The organism is Paenibacillus aestuarii (assembly GCF_027789125.1).
Taxonomy (GTDB): domain Bacteria; phylum Bacillota; class Bacilli; order Paenibacillales; family NBRC-103111; genus Paenibacillus_E; species Paenibacillus_E aestuarii.
The window spans coordinates 57,011-82,030 of sequence record NZ_JAQFVF010000061.1; the positions used below are offsets into that span (position 1 = coordinate 57,011).

At 46.4% G+C, this 25,020-nt stretch carries 33 protein-coding genes; 26 read left to right on the top strand and 7 right to left on the bottom strand.

All coding sequences use genetic code 11. The features are described 5' to 3' along the window. Nucleotides 1-45: 45 nt before the first annotated feature. The 4 genes from O9139_RS22690 to O9139_RS22705 are packed head-to-tail and all read left to right on the top strand — an operon-like array spanning nt 46 to nt 4,307. Nucleotides 46-1,809 carry a menaquinone biosynthesis decarboxylase gene (locus tag O9139_RS22690; RefSeq protein WP_270884036.1) on the top strand — a complete coding sequence of 588 codons (1,764 nt, stop codon included), beginning with the start codon at nt 46-48 and terminating at the stop codon, nt 1,807-1,809. Next, nucleotides 1,806-2,762, top strand: a complete 957-nt coding sequence (locus O9139_RS22695; protein ID WP_270884037.1) for a DMT family transporter — start codon at nt 1,806-1,808, stop codon at nt 2,760-2,762. Before O9139_RS22690 ends, O9139_RS22695 begins: the two co-directional genes overlap by 4 nt. 32 nt (nt 2,763-2,794) lie before the next feature. After that, nucleotides 2,795-3,508, top strand: a complete 714-nt coding sequence (locus tag O9139_RS22700) for a Cthe_2314 family HEPN domain-containing protein (protein ID WP_270884038.1) — start codon at nt 2,795-2,797, stop codon at nt 3,506-3,508. 7 nt (nt 3,509-3,515) lie between these two features. After that, nucleotides 3,516-4,307 (top strand): SDR family oxidoreductase, encoded by a 792-nt coding sequence (locus tag O9139_RS22705; RefSeq protein WP_270884039.1) that lies wholly within the window; start codon nt 3,516-3,518, stop codon nt 4,305-4,307. A 198-nt stretch (nt 4,308-4,505) separates the two neighbouring features. Here the strand turns inward: O9139_RS22705 and O9139_RS33405 are convergent, their stop codons facing one another. Then, nucleotides 4,506-4,595: a putative holin-like toxin gene (locus tag O9139_RS33405; RefSeq protein ID WP_408638372.1), complete on the bottom strand. Its 90-nt coding sequence runs from the start codon at nt 4,593-4,595 to the stop codon at nt 4,506-4,508. Between the two features lie 229 nt (nt 4,596-4,824). After that, complete coding sequence (locus O9139_RS22710; RefSeq protein ID WP_270884040.1) at nt 4,825-5,070, bottom strand: NifU family protein; 246 nt, start codon at nt 5,068-5,070, stop codon at nt 4,825-4,827. A gap of 99 nt (nt 5,071-5,169) precedes the next feature. On the opposite strand from O9139_RS22710, the gene O9139_RS22715 reads away from it, so the two are divergent. Next, nucleotides 5,170-5,427: a YuzB family protein gene (locus O9139_RS22715; RefSeq protein ID WP_270884041.1), complete on the top strand. Its 258-nt coding sequence runs from the start codon at nt 5,170-5,172 to the stop codon at nt 5,425-5,427. A gap of 27 nt (nt 5,428-5,454) precedes the next feature. On the opposite strand, the gene O9139_RS22720 is transcribed toward O9139_RS22715, so the two are convergent. Then, nucleotides 5,455-6,534: an NAD(P)/FAD-dependent oxidoreductase gene (locus tag O9139_RS22720; RefSeq protein ID WP_270884042.1), complete on the bottom strand. Its 1,080-nt coding sequence runs from the start codon at nt 6,532-6,534 to the stop codon at nt 5,455-5,457. Nucleotides 6,535-6,579: 45 nt separating this feature from the next. After that, entirely contained in the window at nt 6,580-7,680 is a 1,101-nt protein-coding gene (gene mqnE, locus O9139_RS22725; protein WP_270884043.1) for an aminofutalosine synthase MqnE, read from the bottom strand. A 324-nt stretch (nt 7,681-8,004) separates the two neighbouring features. Between mqnE and O9139_RS22730 the strand changes: the two genes are divergently transcribed. The 3 genes from O9139_RS22730 to O9139_RS22740 all read left to right on the top strand — a co-directional run bounded on the left by O9139_RS22730 (nt 8,005) and on the right by O9139_RS22740 (nt 9,928). After that, nucleotides 8,005-8,184, top strand: a complete 180-nt coding sequence (locus tag O9139_RS22730; protein WP_270884044.1) for an aspartyl-phosphate phosphatase Spo0E family protein — start codon at nt 8,005-8,007, stop codon at nt 8,182-8,184. Nucleotides 8,185-8,307: 123 nt separating this feature from the next. Then, the gene (locus O9139_RS22735) at nt 8,308-8,670 is read left to right on the top strand and encodes a HesB/IscA family protein (protein WP_270884045.1); all 363 of its coding nucleotides are present in this window, start codon (nt 8,308-8,310) and stop codon (nt 8,668-8,670) included. A 220-nt stretch (nt 8,671-8,890) separates the two neighbouring features. After that, a complete protein-coding gene (locus tag O9139_RS22740) occupies nt 8,891-9,928 on the top strand; it encodes a tyrosine-type recombinase/integrase (protein ID WP_270884046.1) in 1,038 nt (345 codons plus the stop codon). Between the two features lie 29 nt (nt 9,929-9,957). Here O9139_RS22740 and O9139_RS22745 read toward each other — a convergent pair whose 3' ends face one another. Beyond that, nucleotides 9,958-10,344 carry a hypothetical protein gene (locus O9139_RS22745; protein WP_270884047.1) on the bottom strand — a complete coding sequence of 129 codons (387 nt, stop codon included), beginning with the start codon at nt 10,342-10,344 and terminating at the stop codon, nt 9,958-9,960. 299 nt (nt 10,345-10,643) lie between these two features. Here O9139_RS22745 and O9139_RS22750 point away from each other — a divergent pair, with 299 nt between their 5' ends. The 4 genes from O9139_RS22750 to O9139_RS22765 all read left to right on the top strand — a co-directional run bounded on the left by O9139_RS22750 (nt 10,644) and on the right by O9139_RS22765 (nt 13,222). After that, nucleotides 10,644-10,877 (top strand): hypothetical protein, encoded by a 234-nt coding sequence (locus O9139_RS22750; RefSeq protein ID WP_270884048.1) that lies wholly within the window; start codon nt 10,644-10,646, stop codon nt 10,875-10,877. Between the two features lie 251 nt (nt 10,878-11,128). Then, entirely contained in the window at nt 11,129-12,010 is an 882-nt protein-coding gene (locus tag O9139_RS22755) for an ATP-dependent DNA ligase (RefSeq protein ID WP_270884049.1), read from the top strand. Between the two features lie 260 nt (nt 12,011-12,270). Beyond that, on the top strand, nt 12,271-12,564 hold the full coding sequence (locus O9139_RS22760; RefSeq protein ID WP_270884050.1) for a hypothetical protein: 294 nt from the start codon (nt 12,271-12,273) through the stop codon (nt 12,562-12,564). 292 nt (nt 12,565-12,856) lie between these two features. Next, on the top strand, nt 12,857-13,222 hold the full coding sequence (locus O9139_RS22765) for a helix-turn-helix domain-containing protein (protein WP_270884051.1): 366 nt from the start codon (nt 12,857-12,859) through the stop codon (nt 13,220-13,222). Between the two features lie 35 nt (nt 13,223-13,257). Here O9139_RS22765 and O9139_RS22770 read toward each other — a convergent pair whose 3' ends face one another. Then, nucleotides 13,258-13,506 (bottom strand): helix-turn-helix domain-containing protein, encoded by a 249-nt coding sequence (locus O9139_RS22770; protein ID WP_270884052.1) that lies wholly within the window; start codon nt 13,504-13,506, stop codon nt 13,258-13,260. Between the two features lie 202 nt (nt 13,507-13,708). Between O9139_RS22770 and O9139_RS22775 the strand changes: the two genes are divergently transcribed. The 9 genes from O9139_RS22775 (at nt 13,709) to O9139_RS22810 (ending at nt 20,066) form a co-directional block, all read left to right on the top strand. Beyond that, a complete protein-coding gene (locus O9139_RS22775; RefSeq protein WP_270884053.1) occupies nt 13,709-13,876 on the top strand; it encodes a hypothetical protein in 168 nt (55 codons plus the stop codon). Between the two features lie 259 nt (nt 13,877-14,135). Beyond that, entirely contained in the window at nt 14,136-14,495 is a 360-nt protein-coding gene (locus O9139_RS22780; protein ID WP_270884054.1) for a hypothetical protein, read from the top strand. A gap of 587 nt (nt 14,496-15,082) precedes the next feature. After that, nucleotides 15,083-16,480: a TOTE conflict system archaeo-eukaryotic primase domain-containing protein gene (locus O9139_RS22785; RefSeq protein ID WP_270884055.1), complete on the top strand. Its 1,398-nt coding sequence runs from the start codon at nt 15,083-15,085 to the stop codon at nt 16,478-16,480. Between the two features lie 134 nt (nt 16,481-16,614). Continuing rightward, complete coding sequence (locus O9139_RS22790; RefSeq protein WP_270884056.1) at nt 16,615-17,247, top strand: hypothetical protein; 633 nt, start codon at nt 16,615-16,617, stop codon at nt 17,245-17,247. Nucleotides 17,248-17,342: 95 nt separating this feature from the next. After that, a complete protein-coding gene (locus tag O9139_RS22795; protein WP_270884057.1) occupies nt 17,343-17,564 on the top strand; it encodes a helix-turn-helix transcriptional regulator in 222 nt (73 codons plus the stop codon). Nucleotides 17,565-17,580: 16 nt separating this feature from the next. Then, the gene (locus O9139_RS33410; protein WP_377523740.1) at nt 17,581-18,030 is read left to right on the top strand and encodes a cysteine-rich VLP protein; all 450 of its coding nucleotides are present in this window, start codon (nt 17,581-17,583) and stop codon (nt 18,028-18,030) included. A 271-nt stretch (nt 18,031-18,301) separates the two neighbouring features. Further along, complete coding sequence (locus O9139_RS22800) at nt 18,302-18,598, top strand: hypothetical protein (RefSeq protein WP_270884058.1); 297 nt, start codon at nt 18,302-18,304, stop codon at nt 18,596-18,598. Between the two features lie 22 nt (nt 18,599-18,620). Then, the gene (locus O9139_RS22805; RefSeq protein WP_270884059.1) at nt 18,621-19,049 is read left to right on the top strand and encodes a phBC6A51 family helix-turn-helix protein; all 429 of its coding nucleotides are present in this window, start codon (nt 18,621-18,623) and stop codon (nt 19,047-19,049) included. Nucleotides 19,050-19,319: 270 nt separating this feature from the next. Beyond that, nucleotides 19,320-20,066 carry a DUF6338 family protein gene (locus O9139_RS22810; protein ID WP_270884060.1) on the top strand — a complete coding sequence of 249 codons (747 nt, stop codon included), beginning with the start codon at nt 19,320-19,322 and terminating at the stop codon, nt 20,064-20,066. A gap of 113 nt (nt 20,067-20,179) precedes the next feature. Here the strand turns inward: O9139_RS22810 and O9139_RS22815 are convergent, their stop codons facing one another. Then, a complete protein-coding gene (locus O9139_RS22815) occupies nt 20,180-20,323 on the bottom strand; it encodes a hypothetical protein (RefSeq protein WP_270884061.1) in 144 nt (47 codons plus the stop codon). 356 nt (nt 20,324-20,679) lie between these two features. Here O9139_RS22815 and O9139_RS22820 point away from each other — a divergent pair, with 356 nt between their 5' ends. The 5 genes from O9139_RS22820 to O9139_RS22840 all read left to right on the top strand — a co-directional run bounded on the left by O9139_RS22820 (nt 20,680) and on the right by O9139_RS22840 (nt 24,950). Then, nucleotides 20,680-21,018: a hypothetical protein gene (locus tag O9139_RS22820; RefSeq protein ID WP_270884062.1), complete on the top strand. Its 339-nt coding sequence runs from the start codon at nt 20,680-20,682 to the stop codon at nt 21,016-21,018. 752 nt (nt 21,019-21,770) lie between these two features. Next, complete coding sequence (locus O9139_RS22825; RefSeq protein ID WP_270884063.1) at nt 21,771-22,181, top strand: hypothetical protein; 411 nt, start codon at nt 21,771-21,773, stop codon at nt 22,179-22,181. Nucleotides 22,182-22,347: 166 nt separating this feature from the next. Continuing rightward, on the top strand, nt 22,348-22,989 hold the full coding sequence (locus O9139_RS22830; protein WP_270884064.1) for a recombinase family protein: 642 nt from the start codon (nt 22,348-22,350) through the stop codon (nt 22,987-22,989). A gap of 379 nt (nt 22,990-23,368) precedes the next feature. Beyond that, nucleotides 23,369-23,824: a hypothetical protein gene (locus O9139_RS22835; RefSeq protein ID WP_270884065.1), complete on the top strand. Its 456-nt coding sequence runs from the start codon at nt 23,369-23,371 to the stop codon at nt 23,822-23,824. A 121-nt stretch (nt 23,825-23,945) separates the two neighbouring features. Next, nucleotides 23,946-24,950 carry a DUF3231 family protein gene (locus O9139_RS22840; RefSeq protein ID WP_270884066.1) on the top strand — a complete coding sequence of 335 codons (1,005 nt, stop codon included), beginning with the start codon at nt 23,946-23,948 and terminating at the stop codon, nt 24,948-24,950. The last annotated feature ends 70 nt before the right edge of the window (nt 24,951-25,020 follow it).

Consider the following 25,020-nt stretch of genomic DNA (forward strand, 5'->3'; position numbering starts at 1 on the left):
ACATATTTACCTTATTATTAGTGTCAAAGGTGGAACAGACAAAACATGGTACCCACGAATTTACGAGTATTTCTGGATATTTTACGCCGCGAGAATGAACTTGTGGAAATCTCAGCGCCGGTTGACCCGAATCTGGAGTTGGCCGAAATTCATCGCCGCGTGATCGACGAAGGGGGACCAGCCTTGCTTTTTACGAATGTAAAAGGCAGTTCCTTCCCGGTCGTCACCAACCTGTTCGGTACGACGCGCCGTGTCGATCTCGCTTTCGGGCCAAAACCGGAGCAATTCATGAAAGCGGTTGTGAACGCAACCAGCACCCTGATGCCGCCGACGCCCAAAGCGCTGTGGAACGAGCGCGAACTGATTATGGACCTGTTTAAAGTCGGCACGAAAAAGGTCCAACCGAGCCAAGCGCCCATACTCGGCGCTATCAACCGCGATAAACCGCTGGCCGGTATGCCGGTCCTGACCAGCTGGCAGGAAGACGGGGGGCCGTTCGTTACACTCCCGCTCGTCTATACCGAGCATCCTGACGGAGGCCATCATAATCTGGGCATGTATCGCATGCAGGTTTATGATGACCGCACGACGGGGATGCACTGGCAAATCCATAAAGGCGGCGGCTTCCATTACCACGAAGCCGAGAACCGCAACCAGGCGCTGCCCGTTACCGTGTTCCTGGGCGGGCCGCCGGCCCTCATCGCCTCGGCGATTGCGCCGGTGCCTGAGCACTTGCCCGAGCTGATGCTGACCTCGCTCATCCTCGGGCAGAAGCTCCCCATGGTGGACAACCCCCATGGGGGGCACCGCCTCGTAGCCGAGGCGGAGTTCGCGATCTGCGGCTCCGTGGCGCCGCATCTCAGACGTCCCGAAGGGCCGTTCGGCGACCACTTCGGGTATTACTCGCTCATCCATGATTTCCCTGTGTTCAACGTGAATCATGTCTGGCACCGCCGAGACGCGATCTATCCAGCGACGATCGTCGGCAAGCCCCGCCAGGAGGATTACTACCTCGGCGAGTTCTTGCAGCGTTTGCTGGAGCCCGCTTTCCCGATGGCGATGCCGGGTGTCAAAGACCTGTGGACCTACGCCGAGACCGGTTTCCACCCGTTGGCGGCCGCCGTCGTCCGCGAAAGCTACAGCCGGGAAGCGCTGGGTACAGCCTTCCGCATTCTCGGCGAAGGCCAGCTGTCGCTGACCAAATTCCTTATCGTCACGGATCAACGTGTCGACTTGGCGAATTTCAAGCAATTGTTTGAAATTGTACTGGAACGTTTCGATCCACATCGGGATCTGTTTATTTTTAATAAAACGTCGCATGATACGCTGGATTATACAGGCGGCAAGCTCAACCACGGCAGCAAAGCCGTGCTTCTCGGCACAGGAGCTCCCGTGCGCGAGCTTCCGAGAGCGTACACCGCTGGCGAGCTGCCGGAGATCCATGACATTGCCGTGTACTGCGGCGGCTGTCTGCTCGTATCCGGCGCTGCTTACGAGGTCGAGCCTGAGCTGCCGCAGCGCTTGCTGGCGAATGCCGCCGGCCGCTTAACGGAATGGCCGCTGGTCATTCTTGTCGATGATGCGAGCGGCATTGCCGGTGACCAGACCCAGTTCTTATGGACGGTGTTCACTCGTTTTAACCCGGCGACGGATATGTTCGCGCAGACAAGTGTTGACCGTCACCACCTTGCATACGAGCTGCCGATTGTCATCGACGCCAGGATGAAGCCCGGCTATCCGGACGAGCTGTTCCCGCGCGAAGATATTGTCGAGCTCGTAGACCGTCGCTGGAAGGAATATTTCGCATGAGCTCGAACCGTTTAAGTCATTGGTATCCTCACGCGGGATTTGTGCTTGTCTATGTGCTGTGGGGCATCAATTTGACTTCGATGAAAATCGGGGGGACCGAATGGGACCCCCTCGTTTTTAATGGCTTGCGTTTTGCAAGTATGATTCCGATTCTATGGGTCTATACTTATTTCTATTATCGCTCGCATTCGCTAAAGCCCCGCATTGCGGCAGGTGACCTGCTGTTGATTTGCGGGCTTGGCATTCTCAATGCCGTAGGCATGGAGGCGATGCTGCAGTACGCGCTGCAATTCTCCAACTCGGCCAACGGCGCTGTCTTGGGGCGCGGCTTTATGCCGGTGATCACGGTGGTCATCGCCTTGTTCGCGCGCCAAGTGCGGCCGACATGGCGGATCTTCGTCGGCATCCCGCTGGCGCTCATCAGCGTCATCGTGATCGTGTCAGGCGGAGCCGGCGGCTTCCATCTGGGCGCTGACACGATGAAAGGCGACGTCCTGCTGCTGATGCGCAGCGTCATGGGCGCGATCTACCTGATCGGGATGAATCGCCTTGTAAAGCGCTATCCGCTGCCGCTGCTCATCTCGCTGGAAATGACAGCCGGCGCGCTGTCTTTGCTGCCCTTCGTCCTATGGCGGGCAGACGCGGCTTATTTCGCCGCCATTTCTACGACAGGCTGGATCAGCCTGATTTATACGTCGCTGCTCGCGACCGCATTGGGCTTCTCCATCCATAATTGGAGTCTGGGGCGGCTTGGGCCGTTCAAATCCTCCGCATACGGCTATTTATTGCCGGTAACGGCAGCTATTGCAGGTTATTTCATCCTGCAGGAATCCATTTCGTTGTACCAGTGTGTCGGAGGCGCGGGCGTACTGACAGCCATGTATTTGGTGCAGCGTGACCGCAATCAAGCGGCTAAACCTGCTTACCGCCGTGAACCGGCTGCAGGGCTGTAACCGACATCTTTTCCAATCAAAGGGGTGTACCTATGCTGCGCATTTTGTTCAATGAACCGAAGCGGATTGACAGCGGGCTGCTGCTTGAAGCGATACAAGCGGTGAAAGGCTATATGCAGTCGCTGCAGAAAGCGGCGCAGGAGCGTTCGGATACAAAGGCACATAAACGGCATCATCGCTATAAGATCTGGAGTCAAGGGTTCATTGATGCCTTGGATGAGCTGGAGGGGAGCAAGTACTGCTGCGAACGCTTTGCTCAGCGAATCAGCAAGGTGACCGTGGATGCTATGAATCCCGAAGAGCAGGATGATTATCATCGGTTCGTTTATTTTTATAAAAATGCTTTCATTCGTTTATTCTCGATATTGGATAAATTAGGGACCTTCCTGAACGATCTTTTCGAGGTTAAGACGGAGAAGGTCAAAACGCGATTTTCCTATTTCACCGTGCTGCGCCGCATGCATGAGCATCACATTCACGGACCGCTGGAGAATCAGTTGTACAATCTCAAACTCGACTATAAACCTGCGCTCGAGCGGCTGCGCAACCAGCGCAATATGGAGATGCACTATATTAATGCGGATATGTTCGACGATCTTACACAGCAGGAGCCCAAACTTGCCGAGCCCCTTCATGTGGAAAATGTGAAAGCGAATATAGCTGATCTCCAGCAGGGATTTGATATGGTTTGCAGAACCTTAATAATAGCTTTTAGTTACATTACGTCCTTGCAAGCAAAGGAATAAGAGGAGGATGGAATTGAGAGGGCGAACGGTTCTGATCACAGGCAGCGCCAAGGGTCTTGGGAAAATGACGGCGATGACACTCGCAAAGCACGGGTGTAATGTAGCTGTCAATTATGTCAATAGTGAAGCAGAAGCAGCTGGGCTTGTCAGCCAGTTGGAGCAGCTCGGTGTCCGCAGCATAGCCGTGCAAGGCGATGTTGCCAAGCGGGACGATATTGTCCGGATGGTGGAGACGACCGTTTCCAAGCTAGGCCCGATTGACATCCTCGTCAATAATGCCGGCCCTTTTTTCAGAGAAAGACGCTTCTTTGCTGACTACCAGGTCGATGAAATTGAATATTTGATGCGCGGCAATTTGCTTGGCGTGATGGAACTGGATCACCTCGTGCTGCCGATGATGCGGGAACGGCGCTGGGGCCGGATCCTGCACTTTGGTTTTGGCAAAGCCGCCGAGGCTAGAGGATGGCCGCATCGCGCGGTTTATGCCGCGGCTAAGGTCGGCCTCGTCTCTTTTACGAAGACGCTGGCTGAGGAAGAAGCCGCTTATGGAGTCACCGTCAATATGATTTGTCCCGGCGATATCCGTGGCCTTTACAAAGAGTTGACGATGCAAGAGGCTCGCCTGGAGGCTGATGGCGAAACGCCAGTCGGGCGTCCAGGGACGGGAGAGGATGTGGCCCGCGTAATTGGATTCCTGTGCCAAGCGGAATCGGATTTTATTACAGGCAATATTATGGATATTTCCGGCGGGCTGGATCCGATTCAAACTTTGCCCGTGCTGAAGCAGCGCAATCATTAAATTTATTACAAGTGCCTGGTAATAGGCAGGCTATGGGGACTTTATATTCCTTGTTGTGCTGTGGTATACTGGAAACAAGATATGTATAAAATGCAAAGAGAGCCGTGCTGTAACACGACTCTCCCGCGCAATAGCCGCTTTTAAGGCGGTAGGCTTTAACGGAGCAGCAATAGACCGCATTCCATGACAGAGGGCGGTCTATTTGCGTTTATTGAAGGAAAGTATCAGCACAACCAATGTCGCGAATGAAATCATTAACGTCAATGTTTGGTATACTTCCATAGGCATCACCCTCCTTTCACAGAGGATTAGCCGACCGCCCTAAAGCCTATTCTATTGGTATACTGATTATAGCACACAGTAACTGGTAGAACGATAAAAATGATCAAATTTTTGGTAAGTCGATTGTCTATCCCGTTATTCGAAAACGAACATAAAAAGGAGCTAAGCCCTTGGGCTTAACTCCTTTTCAATCATGTCCCAGCGGGGACATCCTCATGTCTATGGTAGAGCCGTATTAGAATACTTGAACGACTTCTTGGATGCCTTCTACTTCTTCAACCAGGGCACGCTCGATACCGGCTTTCAATGTAATCGTGGAGCTAGGGCAGCTTCCGCATGCACCCATCAGCTTCAACTTCACGACGCCATCTTCAACGTCAACCAGATCTACGTCACCGCCATCGCGTTGTAGGAATGGGCGGAGTTTATCTAAAACCTCTAGGACTTCATCATAAATGACGTCTTTTGTTCTTTCAGACATTTGATTCATCTCCTTTCTTTTATTATTATAGTACAATACTAAGTAAATGAAAATGGATTTCAACTGAATCTATAAATCATAAGGTGGAAATTTTTTATTATGAGACCTATTATTGAATTTTGCGCAAGCAACATGCATCACGGCACTGATAAAGTGATGAAGACACTCGAACAAAACCCGGATTACGACGTGATCGAATACGGCTGCCTTGGCAATTGCGGGCAGTGCTATATGGAGCCATACGCGCTGCTCAATGGTGAGATTATTGCAGCTCCTGACGCTGATCAGCTCCTTGAGCGCATACTTGGCAAGATCAAAGAGATCGAAGCGATGTATGATCTTCTTGGAGACGATTGATGCTGCGCGCAAGAGCAGCAAGCCGAACTAGCCAAAATGACGCTTGGATTTCCACAGCACACCGCTTTTGATGGCGCGGGCGATCTTGCCTGTCATTAACGTGCTTTTACCCATAATACCGAAGCCCATAATACCGAAGCCGCTCTTCTTGCCGAGTGAACCCAGTGTTCCGCGAAGCTTGATTTTGCCCAGCTTCGGTGTTTCACCTTTCCAGATAGCGTGCATCACTTCAGCAATTTGCTTGCCTTGTGCCTGTGCCGCTTGGGCGCTTGGAGAGAATGGCAGCGAAGCGCAATCGCCGACAACAAACACATCCGGATAGTCCGGGATTTGATGAAACTCATTGAGCACTACCCGGCCTTGCTTGTCCTTAGGCACATTCAATGCCCGTACGATTGGATTAGGCTGGATGCCGGCTGTCCAGATCGTGATATCGGTTTTAATAATTTCTTCGTTGTTTTGCAATTCTCCGCCGTCGATGCGGCAAAGAGAGACATTCGGGCGAAGCTCAATGTCATGTTCAACCATCCAACCACGCACATACTTCTGCAGATTGCTCGGGAACGAAGACAGCAGGCTTGGTCCGCGGTCAATCAGCCGGATGTTCAAGTCGGATCTGCTTTCACGCAGCTCGGCTGCCATCTCCACGCCGCTCAAGCCGCCGCCAATAATGGAAACTTGACCATACGGTGCAATATCATTTACATATTGATATGTCTGGCGGGTTTGTCCGAGTGTTTGAATACTGAAGGTGTGATCTTCAGCTCCTGTAATTCCGTGATAGTTGTCCACACATCCGAGACCAATGGCTAACCAGTCATAAGACAGCGGTTCTTTATCAGCGAACAAAATTTGTTTATTGTCCATATCGACCGAGGTGACCTCGCCATAAGTAAGAATTAAGCGTGGATCAACCGGGTATTGCACGCGAATTTCCGTTTCTGCAATGGTGCCGGAAGCCAGCGCGTAGTACTCCGTCTTCAGCCCTTGGAACGGGCTGCGATCGATAAGCACCATCACTGTATCTTCCGGGAGATCCTTCTCCAGCATGTTCAAGGCTATGGTCAAACCGCCATAACCTCCTCCAAGAATGACAAACTTTTTCATTGCGCTCCTAATCCCTTCTAATCTTTATCTCTACGCATAGTATGACTAATACACTTTGATTTCATTATAAAAGGTGTCTCGTTCCACAGGTACGCGTCCTGCGCCCTTAATCAGCCATACCAACTCGTCGCGAGTAAGGCCTTCCGGAGACAATGCGCCGGCCGCATGGGAGATGCGCTCTTTAACAATCGTACCGTGGGCATCGGAAGCGCCAAAAGCGAACGACAACTGGGTCAGCTTCACGCCGATATTAATAAAGTAAGCTTTCACATGTGGGAAATTGTCCAGCATCAAGCGGCTGATCGCCATCGTTTTCAGTTCGTCAAAAGCAGGTACGCGGCGTTTAATGCCCGCCGTTTTGCTGGCTGGCTGGATCGAGTTCGGGATGAAGACAAGGAAGCCTTGTGTCTCATCTTGCAGCTCGCGCAGCAGCATCATATGGCGAATCCGCTCTTCCATCGTCTCGATGGAGCCGTACAGCATCGTCGCATGGGTTTTCATACCGAGCTGATGCGCGTTGCGGTGTACGTCGAGCCATTCCTCGGAGGAAGCCTTCTCCACGCGCATTTTGTTCCGGTAACGCTCTGTCAGAATTTCAGCGCCGCCGCCAGGCAGGGTGGAGAGGCCGGCATCCATCAGTGTTTTCAGCACATCACGGAAGCTGAGTCCGCTGATGCGGGAGAAAAACTCGATTTCAGCCGCGGTATGCGCTTTGATCGTAACGTTCGGGTAAGCCTTCTTCAACTGTCGTATGCCATCGACATAGTACTCAAATGGCTTGTGCGGGTTGTGCCCTTGGCTGATATGAAACTCTCTGATCTCAGGGTGATAATGTTCCTGCACAAATTCCAGCATCTGCTCTGGCGTTAGTGTATATGCGCCTTCTTCGCCTTCATCCCGGCGGAAATGGCAAAACGCGCAGTGCTCTTCGCACACATTGGTGAAGTACAAGCTCATATTTTGCACAAAATAAACCTTATTTCCGTTCAGTCGCGTGTTCACTACATTGGCTAATTGACCAATGGTTAGCAAATCGTCCGATTGGTACAAATAGACCCCGTCTTCCAGAGATAACCGCTCGCCATGTTCCACTTTCTCGGCGATTTCGGCCATCCGTTTGTCTGGATTGGTGATGAGCATACTCATAATTCGTGCCTCCTTAGATTCAATTATGTCCATGCAAAATGGACGCATCCGTGGTGACCCGAACGAATGCATTCCTGATGTGAATGAGTCCTGCGCCTTTCTTCCGTTGCGGTACAGGAGATTCACCATGTTGTTGAAAAACGCACAAGCAATCCATCCTATTATAAACCTACTGATAAGGACGGGCAACCTATATACCGCGATTAACAGACAATCGCCACAATTCAACGGATGTCCAACTTTATATGGAGAAACATATTCCCAATATTGGCTTATTCCTGTATACTAGTCCAATGTGATAACGTGTGCAAAGGTGAATAAAACGTGCTACATACTTTCGTGACCGAACCACAGGAACGATTGATTTTGGAAATCGAACGACTCAGGGAACAGATGGTTACTTTAGGTAACACGTATGGCTTACTTCATCCTGAGGTTCAACACTGCAGCAGACAGTTGGACGAGCTGTTATTGCAGTATTATGAGATTCGGCGAAGCCGATAAAGCTGACCTGTGTCAGCGCCCTTGAGCAATCTCTCGAAGAGGAGTATACTTAATAGTAAGCATGAAGATTAAAGTGCTTATGAAAACGTTTTTCAGGGAAAAACGCTTAGGAGGGATTCTCATATGATTAAGATCAGCGAACCAGCTTGTGATAAAATTAAGGAGCTCCTTGCCTCTGAAGAAACACCGAACTTATTCCTGCGTCTTGGTGTCAAAGCAGGAGGTTGCAGCGGCTTTTCTTATGGCATGGGCTTCGATAACGAGCAAATCGATACCGATAAAGAAATGAACTTCAACGGACTGAAGGTCGTTGTGGATGAGGAAAGCGCCAAGTATTTGTACGGCGTCGAGATCGACTTCGAAGACAAAGGCATGGGCGGGGGCTTCACCATCAACAACCCGAACGCCGTAGCTTCCTGCGGATGCGGTCAGTCGTTCCGTACAAAGGAAGAGGATGCGGTTTTGGCGCAGCCTTGTGAGGATTAAGCGTTAAATCAACGTTTTTAGCTTCGTTGACCTAATCGGTGGCCTAGACGTTGCCTAAACGTTAGCCGATGCGGTGGATTGCGGATTGTATCGATAAAACAGCGGATTAACAACCGTGCGATACGTACAATAACAACCCTTAAATTGGCGTTTCAGGGTTGTGGATTACGGACCTCCTGACGGATATTCTACGCGAATATTCTTTGGGAGGTTTTTTATTTTGACGCTAAAAAAGAAAGAACGGAGAGTTCCGGTTGGAGCTCGCACGAATGTTCAGGAGTTTCCGCGGCTAACATTTGATCATGCGCTGGATCTTGTAATGAGTGCAAAAAGATCGGAAGGTGTACGCGATCGAACGCTTATAGATTACGAGAAACATTACGGTTACTTTTTGAAATGGCTGAATAACGCGTATCCGGACGTTGAGTTCATTGGTGACATCACAACGGGAATGATACGCGATCACATCAATTTCATGCGCTATGATGCGATTAGGTACGAAGGGCATGCGTATATTCCAACGGAAAAGCAGCGCGTAGGATTATCGGATACGACCGTCAACATCCGGATCAGAACGTTAAAGGCTATATTTAACCAACTGCAGAAGGACGAGCTTATCGAGGGGAGTCCGCTCAATAACATTAAAACTCTTAAGCAAGATATCGATTTGACGAACTGCTTAACGGACGACGAGGTTAAAGCGATATTAGCGCAGCCAAACCAGAGAGATTATGTAGGCTACCGGGATTATGTCGCGATCATGTGGATGTTGGACGCAGGCTTGAGGATTTCGGAGTTATTGAGCTTACGAATTAGCGATATCGACTTTCAAACGCGATTTGTTACATTACCCGGCGACCGTTCCAAGAATCGCCGGCCGAGACTTATTCCATTCTCCCCGCAAGTAGCGAAGCTTACGTTAAACGTGATAGAAGAAAATCGGCAACACTTTACGACGGAGCGCATCTTTATGTCGTCTTTCGGGGAACCACTTGGCGCGAATCAGTTTAATAAGCGGTTAAAATATTACGGCCAAAAAGCCGGAATAACCGCGGCTAAGATGACTGCGCACGTGTATCGCCATACTTGGGCGAAGAATATGATTCTTAATGGCTGCGATCCGTTTACGCTGCAAAAGATGGGAGGCTGGGCTGATATCCGGACCATGCGGCGATATATTCAAATGGACACATCGGAGATGCGGAACAGTCACGATTTATATTCCCCGGCCAATAAGTTCGTGAAAAAGCGTATATAACAAATTTCAATAAAAAGAAAAGCGCAAGCCTACCGTTGGCTTAGCGCTTTTTCTGCTCTATGCGTATATTTACCGAGCAACTCGCTAAGTTCCGTTCTGGCGATTACGCGCGGTATCGCAAGCTCGTATTCGCGGCCACGGCATAGATAGCGGTAGTGCAGCGCGCCGTCATTCTTCGGATCGTCCCATACGCGAATATTTAACGATCGGAGCGCTTTGCGGACCTCGGTTAAGTCCGCCTGGATTTCATTGATGATGTGCTGCGAAGTCCGTATGAACAATTCGTCAAGTACACCGGTCGGGTCCGCTTTGATGTCGCGGATACTTTTTTCGACCATCGTGGTCAGAAACGGTAGCATGATGTACTGGCGGATGAAAAGCGTTTCGACTTCGTTTGGCGTAGTTGTATTAGTCATGGTGTTGCTCAGCCTCCAAGGAAAACGTACGAACATTAGTTTGTATAAATTATATCGCGGTAGGGATTCATAATCAACGTTGAGTTGGGGTTAGTTTACGCAATCAAAAGTGATATGCTACAATGTCGCGTAGAGGAGGTGGCAGCATGAAGAAACAACGATATTCACAGAATATGGTATCGCACACAGGTCAACATAGCACTAATCAAATCACACGTAAAATTAACGAACATTGACGAAACCGTCCACGCAAATATGCGCAGGGCGGTTTTATTGTTTTCATGGGAGGAGAAGAGAATATGGGAAAGAAGAAGGCAATTGAAGTAATAGAAGTAGAGAATAACGAGGGTGATTCCCCGATAATTAAATCTGATGAGGGGAAGCTCGTTAAGAAAACGTTTATGATTCAAAAAAAACTGCTTGATAAAATCATGGCCGCTATGCTTGAAGCGGAACGAGGGGAACAAACTAGAATAATTAACAAGGCACTAAAACAGTATTTTAGTAAACGCAAAAAGAAAAAAAGTAAATAATTAACAAAATAAAAACGCCAGATAACGGAGGAAATTCTGCTATGCTGGCATTTTTTTTACCACGAACATAATCCACATACTTATACGTGTCCACCGCGTATGTTTGCGTCACTTTATCGTTAACTTTCTCGGTTGAATCGTCGAATTAAGCCGTTCTCAACGTGCACAGGAAGGATATGCGTATTATCCCACTAGTTCCCGCCTCTACACGTATAAACCATCGCGGTATAATTACGGTAGAGGTGTTAACTATGGCTACACAAGCATCTACCAATCTACCGGCATTTATATCGCCGATGTTACTCGAAACAGCGAAAGAACCATTTGATAGCGATGATTACATATTCGAGCCGAAAATCGATGGTCATCGCTTAATACTTTCACGTACAAACGGTCTTACACGTCTATTTACGCGCAATAACAATGACTGCACTCATCAATATCCAGAATTACTAGCGGTTCCATTTACTGAAGATATTTTACTCGACGGTGAGGTAGCATGCGTTAGCCCGGAAACAGGCGCAATATGCTTCGAATCCGTTATGGAGCGATTTTCAGCTAAGAAAGCTGACAAGATACGGAGGCTCTCGGAAAAATTACCGGCTAACTACATTGTATTTGATATCCTTCGCTATAAGGGCGAAGATTTGCGCGGTCTACCGCTCGAACAGCGCAAGAAAATTCTATCGTCGATCGTGTTCCCGCAGAATTCACTTATCGCTAAAATTCCGTATTTTGACGGGACCGGTATTGCGCTATACAAAAATATCGAGGCGCAGGGCATGGAAGGTATCGTCGCGAAACGGAAAGACAGCACGTATGTCAGTAGCCGATCAAGCGCCTGGCTTAAAATAATTAACTGGACATATACCGACGTTTACATCATGGGCTATTCGAAAGGAGAGTTCGGATGGCTTGCCGCTAATGAACGACTTGAACCGATCGGAGTTATAGAGTTAGGCGTTACACCGGCGCAGCGCAAGGCGTTTAACAGCGTCAAGGACCATCTTAAAAGGGTTGAGGACGATGAATACGTCTATTTGCGACCTGAGCTCAAGGCTCGCGTAAAAATCCGCAACTGGACGCGTAGAGGACAGCTTCGATCGCCCGCGTTCGTGGACTTCGTAATTTAAACAGGGGAGGTAAAGTGCCCTCAAATATTAAACGGGACTTGCATTATGTACGAGCCGGTCTGAATACGCTAAATAGTGCGCTAGGGCACATAAAGCAGTGCCCGTACGCGTCGGCCCCGAGCGTTACCGGAGGTATGCACGTTAAACAGAATACGTTAAACATTCCGCGCCTTGTCCGATTAAACATCGGGCGGGCTTTTTTATTTCGTTGTCATACTCAGGTGATTAGCGCATATTGTTTACCATCAGGAGTTAAACGAATGGAGGTAATCGATGTGCAACGTAAATTTATAGCATTCCGACTTCGTGAGGAAGCGGATTCCGATATCATAGCTGCAGTTCAAAACATTACATCAAATAACACCTTATCCGCGATTTGTCGTGAGGGGCTGCGCAGAGTATTGAATCTCAAATTAGAAGAACGTGGCCCTGATTCGATCGAGATGAATATTAGCGGGAGACGCGAAGATAAGCAGTCGGAAATTTTTCAGCCACTGGTAACGGTTAAGTCGAAGCCGTTTATTCCGCAAAAGAACGGAGACGGTGTGCGATGAAAGGGATTAACTATTACACTTGCGTTCGGTATACGGAGGAGGAAGTACAACGATTGCGCGTGATCACTCGCTGGGATCTATGCAAGTTGCGCCGACGGGCGTGGGGAAACATGAATCAAGAAGAGTACGCGGAGCAATGTGAAGTGTCCGTAGCTGTAATACAGAGACTAGAATCGAGAGAACCGTATAATCCAGCGTGGAGAAGCGAGCAATACGAAAAAATTCTCGGGGTAACGATGGATTTTGTAATGGATCACGTTGACTGGCCAAAATAACGGGGAGGGAATATGTGATGACGACAACATTTTTCGAACCGCAAACAGAAGAGAGTATAAAGGTTAATAAGGAAACGAAAGGAATCCGGCAAATCGATATAGGTGACGCTGTTATTAATCTCGTTTGGTGTGAAACACGTCAGGCGTATATGTGCTGGGATTCGCGGATGACTACGAGGTGGGACCTTGTAAAAATGCGCAGAAGGCAAACACACGGACTAACGCAGGTGCAGTTTGCCGCAAAGTTCGATTTACCAACTAACGTGATCAAACGGCTAGAGTCACCATACTTTTATCGGCCGCAACAATTTTACGTTTATCGAATACAGAAGGTACTCGGTAGAAACTTTGAATGGCAGTTCAAAAACTTGATATGGATTTAAAAATAAAAGCCGCGTTCCTCTAGTGAGGGCGCGGTTTATTTTTTGTCAGAAACGTATTCTAATATGTCCGAAATACTATAACTTTTTCCAGTTAGTTCTTCAAGAGTATCGATGATTGTACTTAGTGTTTTGAGATCAATACGCTTCGTTTGCTTCGTCTTATCTTCTTCGCATAAATCGTAAATTAAATTTGGCCTTACTTTTGCTTCACGCGCTAGTGCGTTCTTTGTAATCTTCGCTGCTTCAAGGACCTCGTTTAACTTAATCCGAATAGCCAACGTCATCAACTCCTCACCTCCTGATTATAACGTAATATTAATCATCTGGAAATTACTCCTTGACGTTTAACGATAGGACGTATAAACTAAAGTTAACGATAGACGTTAAACATTATACGATAAATAACGCAAGGAGGTTTCACATTTTATGACTATTGTACATATTCGATTCATTAAGCACTCACCGTCCGGAACTATTCACGCAACTATGTTAAACGTAGCAAATCGCCAGACTATTTCGGTTCAACACGGTTACTTTTGCTCGTTAACAGGCGTTGGTCGCGACGCAATCCTTGGCGCCGTTGAAATAGCGCCAACCATCGCCGTAGCACTCGGCTTCATCGTACCGATCGCGAAAGGAGATGTCGCTGTATGACGTATGTTGGAGCATCGATCTATCCGCCAGAGCCTACCCCACGCTATCGCCGTAAACACACGCGCCTCATTTTGAAGCTAATCGGTATTATCTTAGCCGAGATGCTACACGCATTTTTAGCGTAAAAGGAGGGCTGCGCAATGAAACAAGTAATCGCTGAAATTGGACCGTTTTGACAATGACGAGTACCTGCCGATGCCCGGCGTCCTCACCTCGGAGAATAACGTATTCCTTTATCGAACGCGAGGAAGGCGGCAGCTTGTGGGTTATCCGTGTTAAACCGTTGGACAAGCCGGACCTATACCGGCAAGTGGGCGCGCCGCTTCTTATCGGACATACCGATCGAGATGAATCGATGATACCGGAAATTGTTACGAAGCTGCAAGACCGCACCGCTTACGAGTCCGGAAAGGGGGTGGTTTTATTGCTCATGGTCGACGGTAATGCGGCCGTAGTCGTATATGACGAAATCGCGCTTGTATATGATAGCGAAACAGGAGCCGTTAAGATTCAACGGATCCAATCGCGTGAAGACGGTAGTTTCACCGGTGTCGAGACGCTGCGAACGTTTCAAACGCCGGCACAGCTCGCGCTCTTACGTAATGTCTGCTTAGCTTGAAGCGCGATCCCGTCGTTAACGCTGCAAACGTTTACCGCCAGTCGGGACCGTTAAACAAATTGTACGTTCTGTTAAACAAACGCGCCAACGTTGTTTAACCGATCTTGTGTCCGGTGGAGTCGGCGCCAAACGACTCGTACGCCAACGCCGAATTTTACATATAACGCGTAGATGTCGGGATAGGCTGCCGTTGTCTGCGCGTTTCTTATACTCATTAATACGAACATGCATTCGTGGTGGTTTCATTCAAATATTGAATTTTTTTTTGGCAAAAGTGTGCGAAGTTATCTTCGCCGTATATTAACGTGGTGTAGGGCGGGAATTAATTTTCGCGGCAGGTGTGCGAAGTTAAATATCGCCTCGTAAGTAACAGTGAGAACAATAAACTTGAAGGGAGGGTCGCAACTGAAAACTTATTTCTTTTGCTATGACGTTGGATTAAGCCGAAAACTCCGCGATCGAGGTATTAGGTACATAACCGTCGCGGTTCATCCGAAGACTCATCGAATGTTCTGGCTTTACGAGCAAACACTCGAACTTTCAGAAGCGTTATATCATCTCAATTAGCGGAGGAGTGCGGTTAAACAATGCAAAAAGTGATAGACAAATTGTTCGATTATTACTTAATTCAGAACACGCATTACCTCATTCAAATGAAAGACGGTACATTTATCACGCGGAATGATCGTAGCAAGCCATTACGTCGGTTTCACGTTCAAAACCATCTCGGCGGCAAGCTGCCGATCGGTACATTTTCCGGCGCGTACCTAACAAAATTTATCTGCTTCGACGTTGATTACGCTGATGAAGCGGAAACGGCCAGATGGGTGACGTATAAATTGGCGGATACACTCGACGATCTTGGCCTGCATAATTACGCGATATCTTTCAGCGGCTCGAAGGGTTACCACGTTGAGTTATTCTACGACAAAGCGATCAGCGTCGCCGCCTCCCGCCAGTTCTTCGATTTTATCGTGCAACGCGCGGAAATAGTAGGTGTCGGTCAGGGTAAAACGGAGTTCGTACCGTACGCGACAAGGGGCGTTAAGTTGCCGCTTGGAATCCAGCAGAAAACGGGCAATTTTTGCGGCTTCTGCAACGTTGACGATGGGCTGCGCGTTATGGACCGATCCGAATCAATTGCTTACTTTCTCACGCTAAAGAAGACGGACCATGCCGCCATTCTCGAGCTTATTCACGAAGAGAGCTCGTACGATAGCCGGGCCGCCGCCGATATGGAAAACGCGATAAGCCGACACAAACCGCTCGCGATCTATGACCAATCGGAGAGCTATACGTTGGCGCACGCGGCCAAGCGTTACAACGACGGAATGACGGCGCCAGGGCAGCGTCATAAATCATTCTTACTGCTCGCGCGATTAATGAACCATAACGGGGTTGAGCGGCCGGACGCATTAGCGGCAATAACCGAATGGTTTACGTGGCAGGATCGCCGCTTATATAGTACGGAATGGTCCGCATGCATAAAGGATCTGCAGGAGTGCGTCGATTACGTTTATCACCATAATCAAACGCTCATTACCGATCAGCGGGACCTCACGGTTACATTTTCAGAGATTGACGCGATAATCCGGCGATGTCCGCAGAAGAATCAGAAGGCGGTCGCGTATGCGATGCTTGTACATTCTAAACGATGGGGAAACGGGATTTTTTACATGTCGTACGGTCAGATCGAAGAAGCAGCGGGCGTGGACGATAACACGGTCGGCCGGCAGATAAATAAACTCGAAAAGCTCGGCGTAATCGCGATAGTAAGCCGGAATCAAAAGCAGAAGGGAACGTATAAGAAAAGGCCAAACTTTTACCGGATGACTTTAAGCGTAGAAAAAGCTGCGGATGAGCGGAGTTACGAAATTAACGGGGGCTCAGATATTGGAGATTGCTTACGGTATTTCTATACGGAGAAGGAGATTAGATCGTTATTACCGCGGAGACAGAGTAATGCGGTATTAACAGTATCGTAAGTAAACGTCATAAAAGATGAAATAAACCTATTAACCCCCAAAACGTACAAAGTTATCTCAATTATACCATTCGCTTAAAATATACCCGATAAACAATCGAAAGTCAACAATTAGACAACTGGAGGGCGGTACTATTGATTAGACAAAGGGAATACGAGCTAGCACGTCAGGACGCTTACTATAACGGAGATTACGACGCGATCGAGCGTATTATTGATGCGGAGGCAATTGGTGCCCGGATCGAGTCGTTACAGCCAGAAACAGAAAATCGGGTAGGTCTAATTCATCGTATCGATCCTGGCACGGGTGCAATAGCTTACGCACTTGAGTACGTATCTGGTTTAACGCGTGAGGAGGCCGCCCCAATCATAAGTGAACTATGCGCTGCTTTGCCTTTAGACAAACGAGTTAAACAGTGTGCTTTTTGCTGGCACCTGTGGAGGGATGATAGCCGAAACAATACTAAGCAAACTTGCTGCGACGATTGTAAGCGAGCATTTAAGACACTTCAAAAAAGGAATCAACGCACAGATAAAGCACTGCTAGCTGGTGTAGTATCTAAAAAGAAGAAAACGAAGCGTGAAGAGAACTACATATGGTGGCACGAGTATCCGTTCTGGCTGAACGAGTACGAAATGCTCAAACAATCTTGGAAATACGAAGTTCCATACGAAACCGAACTAATTGACGCCATCCTTGGCCAAAGACTAATTTACGGGGAGGGTAATCGCAAAGTAAAAAACGGCGAGGACGAGCAAGACAGATGATTTTTAAGTGGCGACAAAAAGGTATACATGTAGGGGGCCAAACTCCTGCGAGATTATTATATGTGACATTCTAAAGCAGAGAGGAGCAGACGTATATGGATTCGACGGCGGTAAGAGCAGTCAGAATTAAACTAGGCTTCACACAACAACAATTTGCTGTGCATCTCGGTGTCAGTCGTTCCTTAATTTCGAGTGTCGAGGCTGGATTACGCGCGGTCAGTCTAAAACTTCAATACAAAATAGCGCAGTTTGTCGGTGTTGATGACGGCATCATCGAAGCAATAAAACGTGCGCGCTACTCAGATACGCTTGCATAATGGAGCGATTTTGCGCATGCGCATTTTGAACGGGGCAGTCCATTTGTTGGATAAGGCTCTTTTTTTATGCTTAAGAAAACTAATCTTACGAGGTTTGGAGGGGGCCAAAGTTAGCGTTCTAACGGAAATTCAGCGCTTAGCCCGAAATCGGTGCGCAAATTTTACACGTTGTGACGGTTGTCTAATCGAATTAGACGATCGACTAACATGCCGGTTCTTTCGTGATAATGCAGAAGGGGCACGTTGTAAGTATTTCGAATCCAGCGTGCTTCCGGAAGATAGCGGACTCGAAGCGAAGTATTTCGGAGGTACGAAGAAAAACCTCGATCGTTGCGATATGTGCCGTAAGGATTACGTTAAAACATCGAACAGACAGCGGTATTGTACCGGTTGTCGTGATCGTGCCGAGTCGTTGGCGAGACGTAAGAGAGACGCGCGGTACAAAGGGAAGAAAGCGACGGTTTAAGAGTAGAATCAGCATGATATGACGCGTTTAAAGCGGGAAATTAAGCACTCGATAACTGCGATAAGGGGATAAACCATTTATTGCTTTTTTTACGTTGTAAAGCGTCGATTCTATAGAGGAAGTAGGCGAATCATGCATATCGAACGCATCGGCCATAAGCGGATTGTTACGATCGGCAACAAGTGGATGACTTTTGGTGAAAGTGTAAGTGAGCAATATATCGGCTTCATGGCTCCTATGCTTATTAAAAAATACGGAAAGAAGGTAGAGTATGACAAACCCTCAACAAATTTCGGTACGACATGTACAAGATGGAAGGAAGGAAATTGTCCGAATCTATGCGCCATCAGGATATGAGTACGAGATTGGAAACTGGGAAATGGATCGAGATAAAACGCCTCTTGAATCCGCGGTCGATGCGCTATGGTCGGGATTTTTTAGAGCTTTGGATTTGCGCGATACTTTCGGGAATTTACCGATAGCGCTATTTTCGAAAGTTCCTGGTGCCATCGACAAATTCGAAATTGAGTACGAATCAGATAAAACCACAATGGATGTAGAGAACTAAGTAAGCGGGAGGGTGGCGAATTATGAGTAAATTCCACGAATTGAAACCTGAAAAGCAAAAGGCGATACTTCTGTTAACGCAGTCTATCATTGATCCGGAGGCTGAGCGCCTTACATATGGCAAGATTTCGGAGGAATGCGGTGTTGATGTGGCGACATTGTTCCGGTGGCGGACGCAAGATCCGGACTTTAAAGCTGCACGCAAAGAATTAGTCGATAGTTACGCAGATGAGATCGTTGGTGACGCGTTTACTGCGCTAAGGTATCAGCTTCGTACCAAACGAAATGTCAAGGCTGCGGAAATTGTACTTCGTTCGCGTGGAATGCTAGTCGACCGGAGAGAAGGCGGTCCGGATACGATTGTTAACGTTGGAGTAGCGGATCAAGATAACGATGCTCTGACAAACGAATTAGCGGAGTTGAGACTTAGGATTGGATTGAATGACATGTAAACTTAACGAAAAATGCAATATTTAACGAGATTTCTAGCTTCGCTTCCATCATATTAAAAACTTAGAATGGTAGGTGTACGCATAGTGTATTTGGGACGAAAAACGCATAGTGGCGCGGCTTTCCGGCGGTTCAAAAGCAATAAAATGATCCGACTGATTGGAATATGACATAATTGCGATCATGCAAATGATTTTTCTTCAAAATATTGGAATGGTAAAAAGGTGAAAAGTTTTACTTGTCGAATACATATTTTCGGGAGGAGATGTATTTTGGATAATCTTTTGGGAACAATTGTTTTTTTACTTCCAGGATTTATTATGTATTTTTGGCTTCAAGCGTTTGGGATTAACCCTGTAGTAAAACATACCCCAACGGAATTTACCGCAGTTTCTGCACTCTTATGGTTACCGGTTTCATTCTTAACAATATTATTATATAACTCGGCTATTTCGTTATCTAAGCTGATTTCAACAGCAAGTCAAATTTGGACTTTAGATGCATTAAAAGCAGAATCATCAAATCTTTATTTCTTAGTTATCTTTTTATGCCTGAGTGGAATTGTTAGTTTGATTGCAAGTATCATTTGGGCAAAGTGGGTTCACCCATTGGTGCAAAATAAAATTATCAATAGGGTTAGGGAATGGCGTGGACTAGCTCCTTTTTCCAGTTCGTCTTCTGTTTGGGATGAAGTATTTGCTCAGAATGACTCCCAAGTTGTTGAAATTGGCAGAATCGATAAGTCAGGTATGTCGATGATCGGTTGTATAAAAAAAGCGTCCCGTACTTTTGAACCGGAACGCCATTTACATTTAGAAGATGTTACTTTTTTCACCGAACTCGTTAAGAACTATCCTATTCCTGAATCTCATGTCTTTTATGATACAAAGTCTGGTTCTTACGTGAAAATATTTGATGCCGAAGCAATTTATAATGCACAAGTGGAAGATCGTCAAAAAGCAGAACTTCAAAAAGAACCCGTTTCTGTTACTTCTTCTTTGGATCAGCAGGAGAAGTAAGTCTGGCCGACGGCTTGTCAAGCGATTTCTCCAGTTTAGCCGAGGGTTTATTGAAGGATTCATTTAGTATATTTAATTTATTATCATTGTTCTCTTTGCTCAAACTTATCTCCTCATTTCTTTTTAGTGTTGCCAGAATCGGTTAGTCTTGCTGATAATTTATCAACCGATGCCGTTACTTTTTTTTCTGCTGGAGTAGCCATCTTCGCAGATACTTTATTTAGGGAATCATTAATGACTTTTCTCTTTTCATCCATCGATTGGTGACCTCCCTTTCAGTTGAGATTAGAATAGACTTGCTTTATTATTCGACATTAGGGGGATTTTTCCTTTTTAATGTTATTAGCGAACTTTTGTTCCGAAACTTTTGTATGTGATACACTTAAACTTCGAAGTTTACGCGGGGGCGTACGCGTAGACGGACAGGAATCGCGTAGTGGTGCTGGTTCTCGGTGTTTTCAATAGCGCTAAAACGGACTAACCGTTTGGAATAGACATAGTTTTGATCGTGCAAACGGTATTCAGCGTTGCTTTGATTCGACAAAATCACTTCCCAAAATAGGAATAATATACTATTCTACTTGTACACCAACATCAAAGGGGAGTAACATAAATGAGTGATGAGCAGCAGTTTGAGTTATTTCAAAGAAAAGATCAAATTGGCCCAGACAAGGAATATATTATATTACCTAAAGGTTTCATGGTCAGGTCTATAATTTGGCGGTTAGTAAGGGCAATTGTTTATTTGTTTGTTTTCTCTGGAATAGGTAGTAGTTACGATAACAATAGGGATTCTCATTGGATGATTCCAGCTGTAATAGGATTAGTTGTCGCACATTTTATATTGAATTTAATCTGGAAGGGATTCATTTTTAATTGGATATATAAGGTATCGTACTCGAAGGAAACCTACCAAACACTTCGCAAGTCCGGTGCAACAAGTGAAAAGTAAGTTTGTTTAAACACTTGGATTAATTCATAGTTGCGATCGCTTGAGCCTATGATGATCGGGAAATACCGTCCTAAGTAGAATAAACAATTTATGTGAAAGTGAAAAGGACTTTTTCGATACTTATTAGGCTGGAATTGAAATGATTCCGGTCTTTTTTTCGTTGTGTGGACGGCAGTTTTCTGTGTCCGTCCGCAATAGCGATAAAAATATCTATGAACGCTCAGAGAAACAGAGAAAATGGTATTTAAGAGGCGGCGTATAATAAACACCCCTCTTAAATTGCTACTCGGGTTTGAAAGGCTAACCCTGCAAATATTCGAACATGTAACGCGTCTCAGCGCATTTTATACATACAATAATAAGAGTCCAGTCCCGTAAGGAATCACGGCGATGCGCGATTACTTTGTGGTCTGTCTCCATACAGCATTTACAGCAATCTGCTTTTCGGATTTGCATATCGTTCACCTCCTATATATAAAATCAGAGTTCACATTAAATACTTTTACATGGCCCCAAAAAATTAGCAATGCTGATATGACGCGAACCCGCGCGGATACTTGATCAAAGGGTTTCATCGCGAAAATCGTTTCAAAAACCTTCGTATATGATGCGATTGTGAAACGGGTAAAATTTGAAGCTAAATAACCGGTTTGTAGTTTTAAAAACCGTTTCAAAATCATTGTTGCATAAACGCACACAATGTTTCCTTGGTGTGGTAATATCTCCTTAAATCTGATGAGGAGGGTTGCGTTATGATCGTTGAACAAGGTTTGCAGTTACTTGAATTTCTTAAAGGTGTACCTGGGTTCGTACCTTACAAAACGAAATTAAAGGACACCAGTAAAGATTGGTATACATTAAGGTCAGGTCGCGGAGTTGTTTGGGGAGGAAAGAAATGGGGAGTCATGCATCTAGAAAAATCAAGACTGTTTTTTGCTATAGATTATCCACATGGGGCTTTTAACAGTGAGGAAATAAGAAATCGATTAGATTTACCGCTTAGAGATAAATTTACCGATCAATCAGGCCTTAGGTTTGGAACAGGTCCAAATTTTGAAACAGTTCAAATAGCGCTTTATCCAGAACTATTAAACTCATATAACGTGACAAATAAAAAATTCACTGATTTTCTCGTTGAAGTGTTTCGAAAATCATCTCGTTAGATGCGTTCGCAAAGGTATGATTTTAAGACGACGCGAAAAGTAATACTATTTCCGTCCGTAAACGCACTTAAAATTATTTACGAACGTTCGCGTTATTTCGTTGACCTTTACGAACTAATTGGGTATAATTGGGTCATAAGGGATCAACGAAAGGGCGGCGGTCAATATGAAAAGCGCGAAGATCGGTTACGTAAGGGTATCGAGCTTATCACAGAATGAGGAACGGCAGCTCGTTAAAATGCGCGAGCTTGGAATCGATGACCGATTCATTTTCGTTGATAAGCAAAGCGGCAAAGATTTCGATCGGCCGCAGTACCAGGCGATGAAATCAGTTATTCGCGAAGGTGACCTGATTTACATTGACGCGCTGGATCGTCTTGGCCGGGACTATGACGGCATTATCCGCGAATGGAAGTACATCACGCGCGAGCTAAACGCCGATATCGTCATTCTTGAGAACGAGTCGCTATTCGATAGCCGTAAGTTCAAAGCAATGGGTGATATGGGTAAGTTGATGGAGGATCAATTCCTTAGCTTACTATCGTACGTAGCGGAGCAGGAGCGTAAGAAGATTAAACAGCGGCAGGCCGAAGGTATTGCGGTAGCTAAAGAGCAAGGTAAGCACCTGGGACGTCCGCAAATGAACCTGTCAGCGTTGACTAAGGATAAGCTGGCGGTATTCGATGCTATGTATCCGCAATGGAAGTCAGAAGCGATCACAGCCGTCGAGTTCATGCGCAGGCTTGACGTTAAGAAGACGACGTTCTACAAGATCGTTAAGGAGTACGAGGATAGCCGCGTAATTTAAGCGGGACTATAGCGATACATTTTGGCCGGCCCGATTGGGACCGGTCTTTTTGCGTTGCGCTGCGATCGGTAAAGGCCCCAGGGTACCGCTACCGTATGCGAAAGAATTGCGGCATCGCTCCGAGCACGCCGGCCCGATTTCTCGCGCTCGATTGCACAACTTCGGCAACTTCGGAGGGTCCCGCCCGTGTGCAAGAAATGGTCCCGCTTCTATATCGCGTAGACCGTTAGACTTTGCGTAAACATCCGGATAACCTCTCAGGACTTTCAAACGGTAGGGGGTACGCCACTCCCTCGCTACCATTTCGATTTTGAAAATGTGGCTAGCCGCTCAAAAAATTTTAAAAATTTGCGGAGATCCCGCGGAAGGTGGAAATGAAATGACAAACGCAATTTTAGAGCAACGATTAGACGGAATTAATGAGGCAGACGTAGCCGCAGATTTTTACGCAATTTCACATAGAGGTACGGCAATTGCCGAGATTATGCGGGAGTTTTACGAGCTTACTCCGACCGTAGCGAAGGCGCTAATCGTTCGCCATGCCGATACATATACGCGCAAACTGGCAGTAGTGGCGCAGGAATCCATTAACACGCGGTATCGCTCGGACATCGGGCGGATGTATGGCGGACTTGTTGATCGCATCATCCTATCGAATCAGGCGCGGATAAATCAGTTCGCGCTGTTTATCAAGACCGGTAACGTAGTTCATGAACGGGAGGGCGAGCGTCTTGACGAAGAGATGCGCCAATTGGTGAAAATTGCGCAGTCCATCAGTTTCGATTTACCCGAAGAGAAGACGTTAGGACAGAGGATTCGAGACTTTTTCAAATGATTCTACTAAACATTAATGTTGAACAAAAATTAATTACGAATAATGGTGAATATTTACATAGAGGCAAAGATACAAGGGGATACCTAATACATGTTGAATTTACTTCGGGAGGTAAAAGGCATTGGAATCGGCTCATAACATTAGATTAACTGCAGCAGAAATCGGAAACCTTTGGAATCAGTATTTAACTGACAGTTTGGCAATATGTGTCCTTAAATACTATGTGAACAAAGTTGAAGATGCAGAAATTCGCCCTGTTATCGAATACGCTTTGGGTTTATCAGAACAGCATGTTCAAAGAATTACTGAAATCTTTAAAAGTGAAAACTACCCTATTCCTCAAGGCTTTACAGATGACGATGTGAACCTAGATGCCCCACGCTTGTTTACGGATACATTCTACCTCATTTATCTCCAGAATATGTCTAGAATTGGGTTGATTGGGTACAGTTTAGCTTTACCTTTAATGGTACGATCAGACGTTTGTGATTTTTACAATGAATGTCTTTCTTCATCTACTCAGCTAACAGAAAAAGTAAAAAACGTTATCCTATCCAAAGGAATATTTACGAGACCACCCTACATTCCTGTACCAGAAATGGTTTATTTTGTAAATAAGCAGAGCTTTCTGACAGGTTGGTTTGGAGATCGTAGACCACTAGAAGCGATGGAAATAACTCAACTTTTCTTAAGCATACTTACAAATGTGTTTGGTAAGGCATTGGTAATGGGTTATAGTCAAGTGGCAAAATCAAAAGAAGTTCGTGAGTATATGATTAGGGGGAAAAACATTGCTGATAAACATGTTGAAGTTTTTACTGGACTCTTTCGTGAAAATGACCTTTCTTTACCCCAAACTTGGGATTCAGAAGTCATGGATTCCACGGTTCCACCATTTTCAGATAAACTCATGATGTTCCATACAAGGGTTTTGAGTATGGCTGGAGTAGGCAATTACGGAACTGGTATAGCTACAGCCGTGAGACATGATATAGCAGCACAGTACATTCGTCTAGCGGCAGAGTTTGCACATTATGGTGAGGATGGGATAAACATCATGATTGATAACGGCTGGATGGAAGAACCACCACATGCAGCTAATCGTAAGACTCTGACAAATGTTTAGACTAGCTAGGTTATAAAATGATTTGGCGGTCCACCAACGAATTTGAACCGTCTATTATTTTACACAAGCC

Bases quoted from the DNA above. Each gene is read 5' to 3' on its own strand.
- O9139_RS22695 (WP_270884037.1), top strand. From the start codon at position 1,806: ATGAGCTCGAACCGTTTAAGTCATTGGTATCCTCACGCGGGATTTGTG.
- O9139_RS22805 (WP_270884059.1), top strand. From the start codon at position 18,621: ATGAGTAAATTCCACGAATTGAAACCTGAAAAGCAAAAGGCGATACTT.
- mqnE (WP_270884043.1), bottom strand. From the start codon at position 7,680: ATGAGTATGCTCATCACCAATCCAGACAAACGGATGGCCGAAATCGCC.
- O9139_RS22830 (WP_270884064.1), top strand. From the start codon at position 22,348: ATGAAAAGCGCGAAGATCGGTTACGTAAGGGTATCGAGCTTATCACAG.
- O9139_RS22770 (WP_270884052.1), bottom strand. From the start codon at position 13,506: ATGACGTTGGCTATTCGGATTAAGTTAAACGAGGTCCTTGAAGCAGCG.
- O9139_RS22720 (WP_270884042.1), bottom strand. From the start codon at position 6,534: ATGAAAAAGTTTGTCATTCTTGGAGGAGGTTATGGCGGTTTGACCATA.
- O9139_RS22710 (WP_270884040.1), bottom strand. From the start codon at position 5,070: ATGTCTGAAAGAACAAAAGACGTCATTTATGATGAAGTCCTAGAGGTT.
- O9139_RS22815 (WP_270884061.1), bottom strand. From the start codon at position 20,323: ATGGATGAAAAGAGAAAAGTCATTAATGATTCCCTAAATAAAGTATCT.
- O9139_RS22755 (WP_270884049.1), top strand. From the start codon at position 11,129: ATGGCTACACAAGCATCTACCAATCTACCGGCATTTATATCGCCGATG.
- O9139_RS22750 (WP_270884048.1), top strand. From the start codon at position 10,644: ATGGGAAAGAAGAAGGCAATTGAAGTAATAGAAGTAGAGAATAACGAG.
- O9139_RS22820 (WP_270884062.1), top strand. From the start codon at position 20,680: ATGAGTGATGAGCAGCAGTTTGAGTTATTTCAAAGAAAAGATCAAATT.
- O9139_RS22795 (WP_270884057.1), top strand. From the start codon at position 17,343: ATGGATTCGACGGCGGTAAGAGCAGTCAGAATTAAACTAGGCTTCACA.
- O9139_RS22705 (WP_270884039.1), top strand. From the start codon at position 3,516: ATGGAATTGAGAGGGCGAACGGTTCTGATCACAGGCAGCGCCAAGGGT.
- O9139_RS22735 (WP_270884045.1), top strand. From the start codon at position 8,308: ATGATTAAGATCAGCGAACCAGCTTGTGATAAAATTAAGGAGCTCCTT.
- O9139_RS33405 (WP_408638372.1), bottom strand. From the start codon at position 4,595: ATGCCTATGGAAGTATACCAAACATTGACGTTAATGATTTCATTCGCG.
- O9139_RS22775 (WP_270884053.1), top strand. From the start codon at position 13,709: ATGTTAAACGTAGCAAATCGCCAGACTATTTCGGTTCAACACGGTTAC.
- O9139_RS22745 (WP_270884047.1), bottom strand. From the start codon at position 10,344: ATGACTAATACAACTACGCCAAACGAAGTCGAAACGCTTTTCATCCGC.
- O9139_RS22760 (WP_270884050.1), top strand. From the start codon at position 12,271: ATGGAGGTAATCGATGTGCAACGTAAATTTATAGCATTCCGACTTCGT.
- O9139_RS22800 (WP_270884058.1), top strand. From the start codon at position 18,302: ATGACAAACCCTCAACAAATTTCGGTACGACATGTACAAGATGGAAGG.
- O9139_RS22785 (WP_270884055.1), top strand. From the start codon at position 15,083: ATGCAAAAAGTGATAGACAAATTGTTCGATTATTACTTAATTCAGAAC.
- O9139_RS22690 (WP_270884036.1), top strand. From the start codon at position 46: ATGGTACCCACGAATTTACGAGTATTTCTGGATATTTTACGCCGCGAG.
- O9139_RS22765 (WP_270884051.1), top strand. From the start codon at position 12,857: ATGACGACAACATTTTTCGAACCGCAAACAGAAGAGAGTATAAAGGTT.
- O9139_RS22825 (WP_270884063.1), top strand. From the start codon at position 21,771: ATGATCGTTGAACAAGGTTTGCAGTTACTTGAATTTCTTAAAGGTGTA.
- O9139_RS33410 (WP_377523740.1), top strand. From the start codon at position 17,581: ATGCGCATTTTGAACGGGGCAGTCCATTTGTTGGATAAGGCTCTTTTT.
- O9139_RS22700 (WP_270884038.1), top strand. From the start codon at position 2,795: ATGCTGCGCATTTTGTTCAATGAACCGAAGCGGATTGACAGCGGGCTG.
- O9139_RS22835 (WP_270884065.1), top strand. From the start codon at position 23,369: ATGACAAACGCAATTTTAGAGCAACGATTAGACGGAATTAATGAGGCA.
- O9139_RS22715 (WP_270884041.1), top strand. From the start codon at position 5,170: ATGAGACCTATTATTGAATTTTGCGCAAGCAACATGCATCACGGCACT.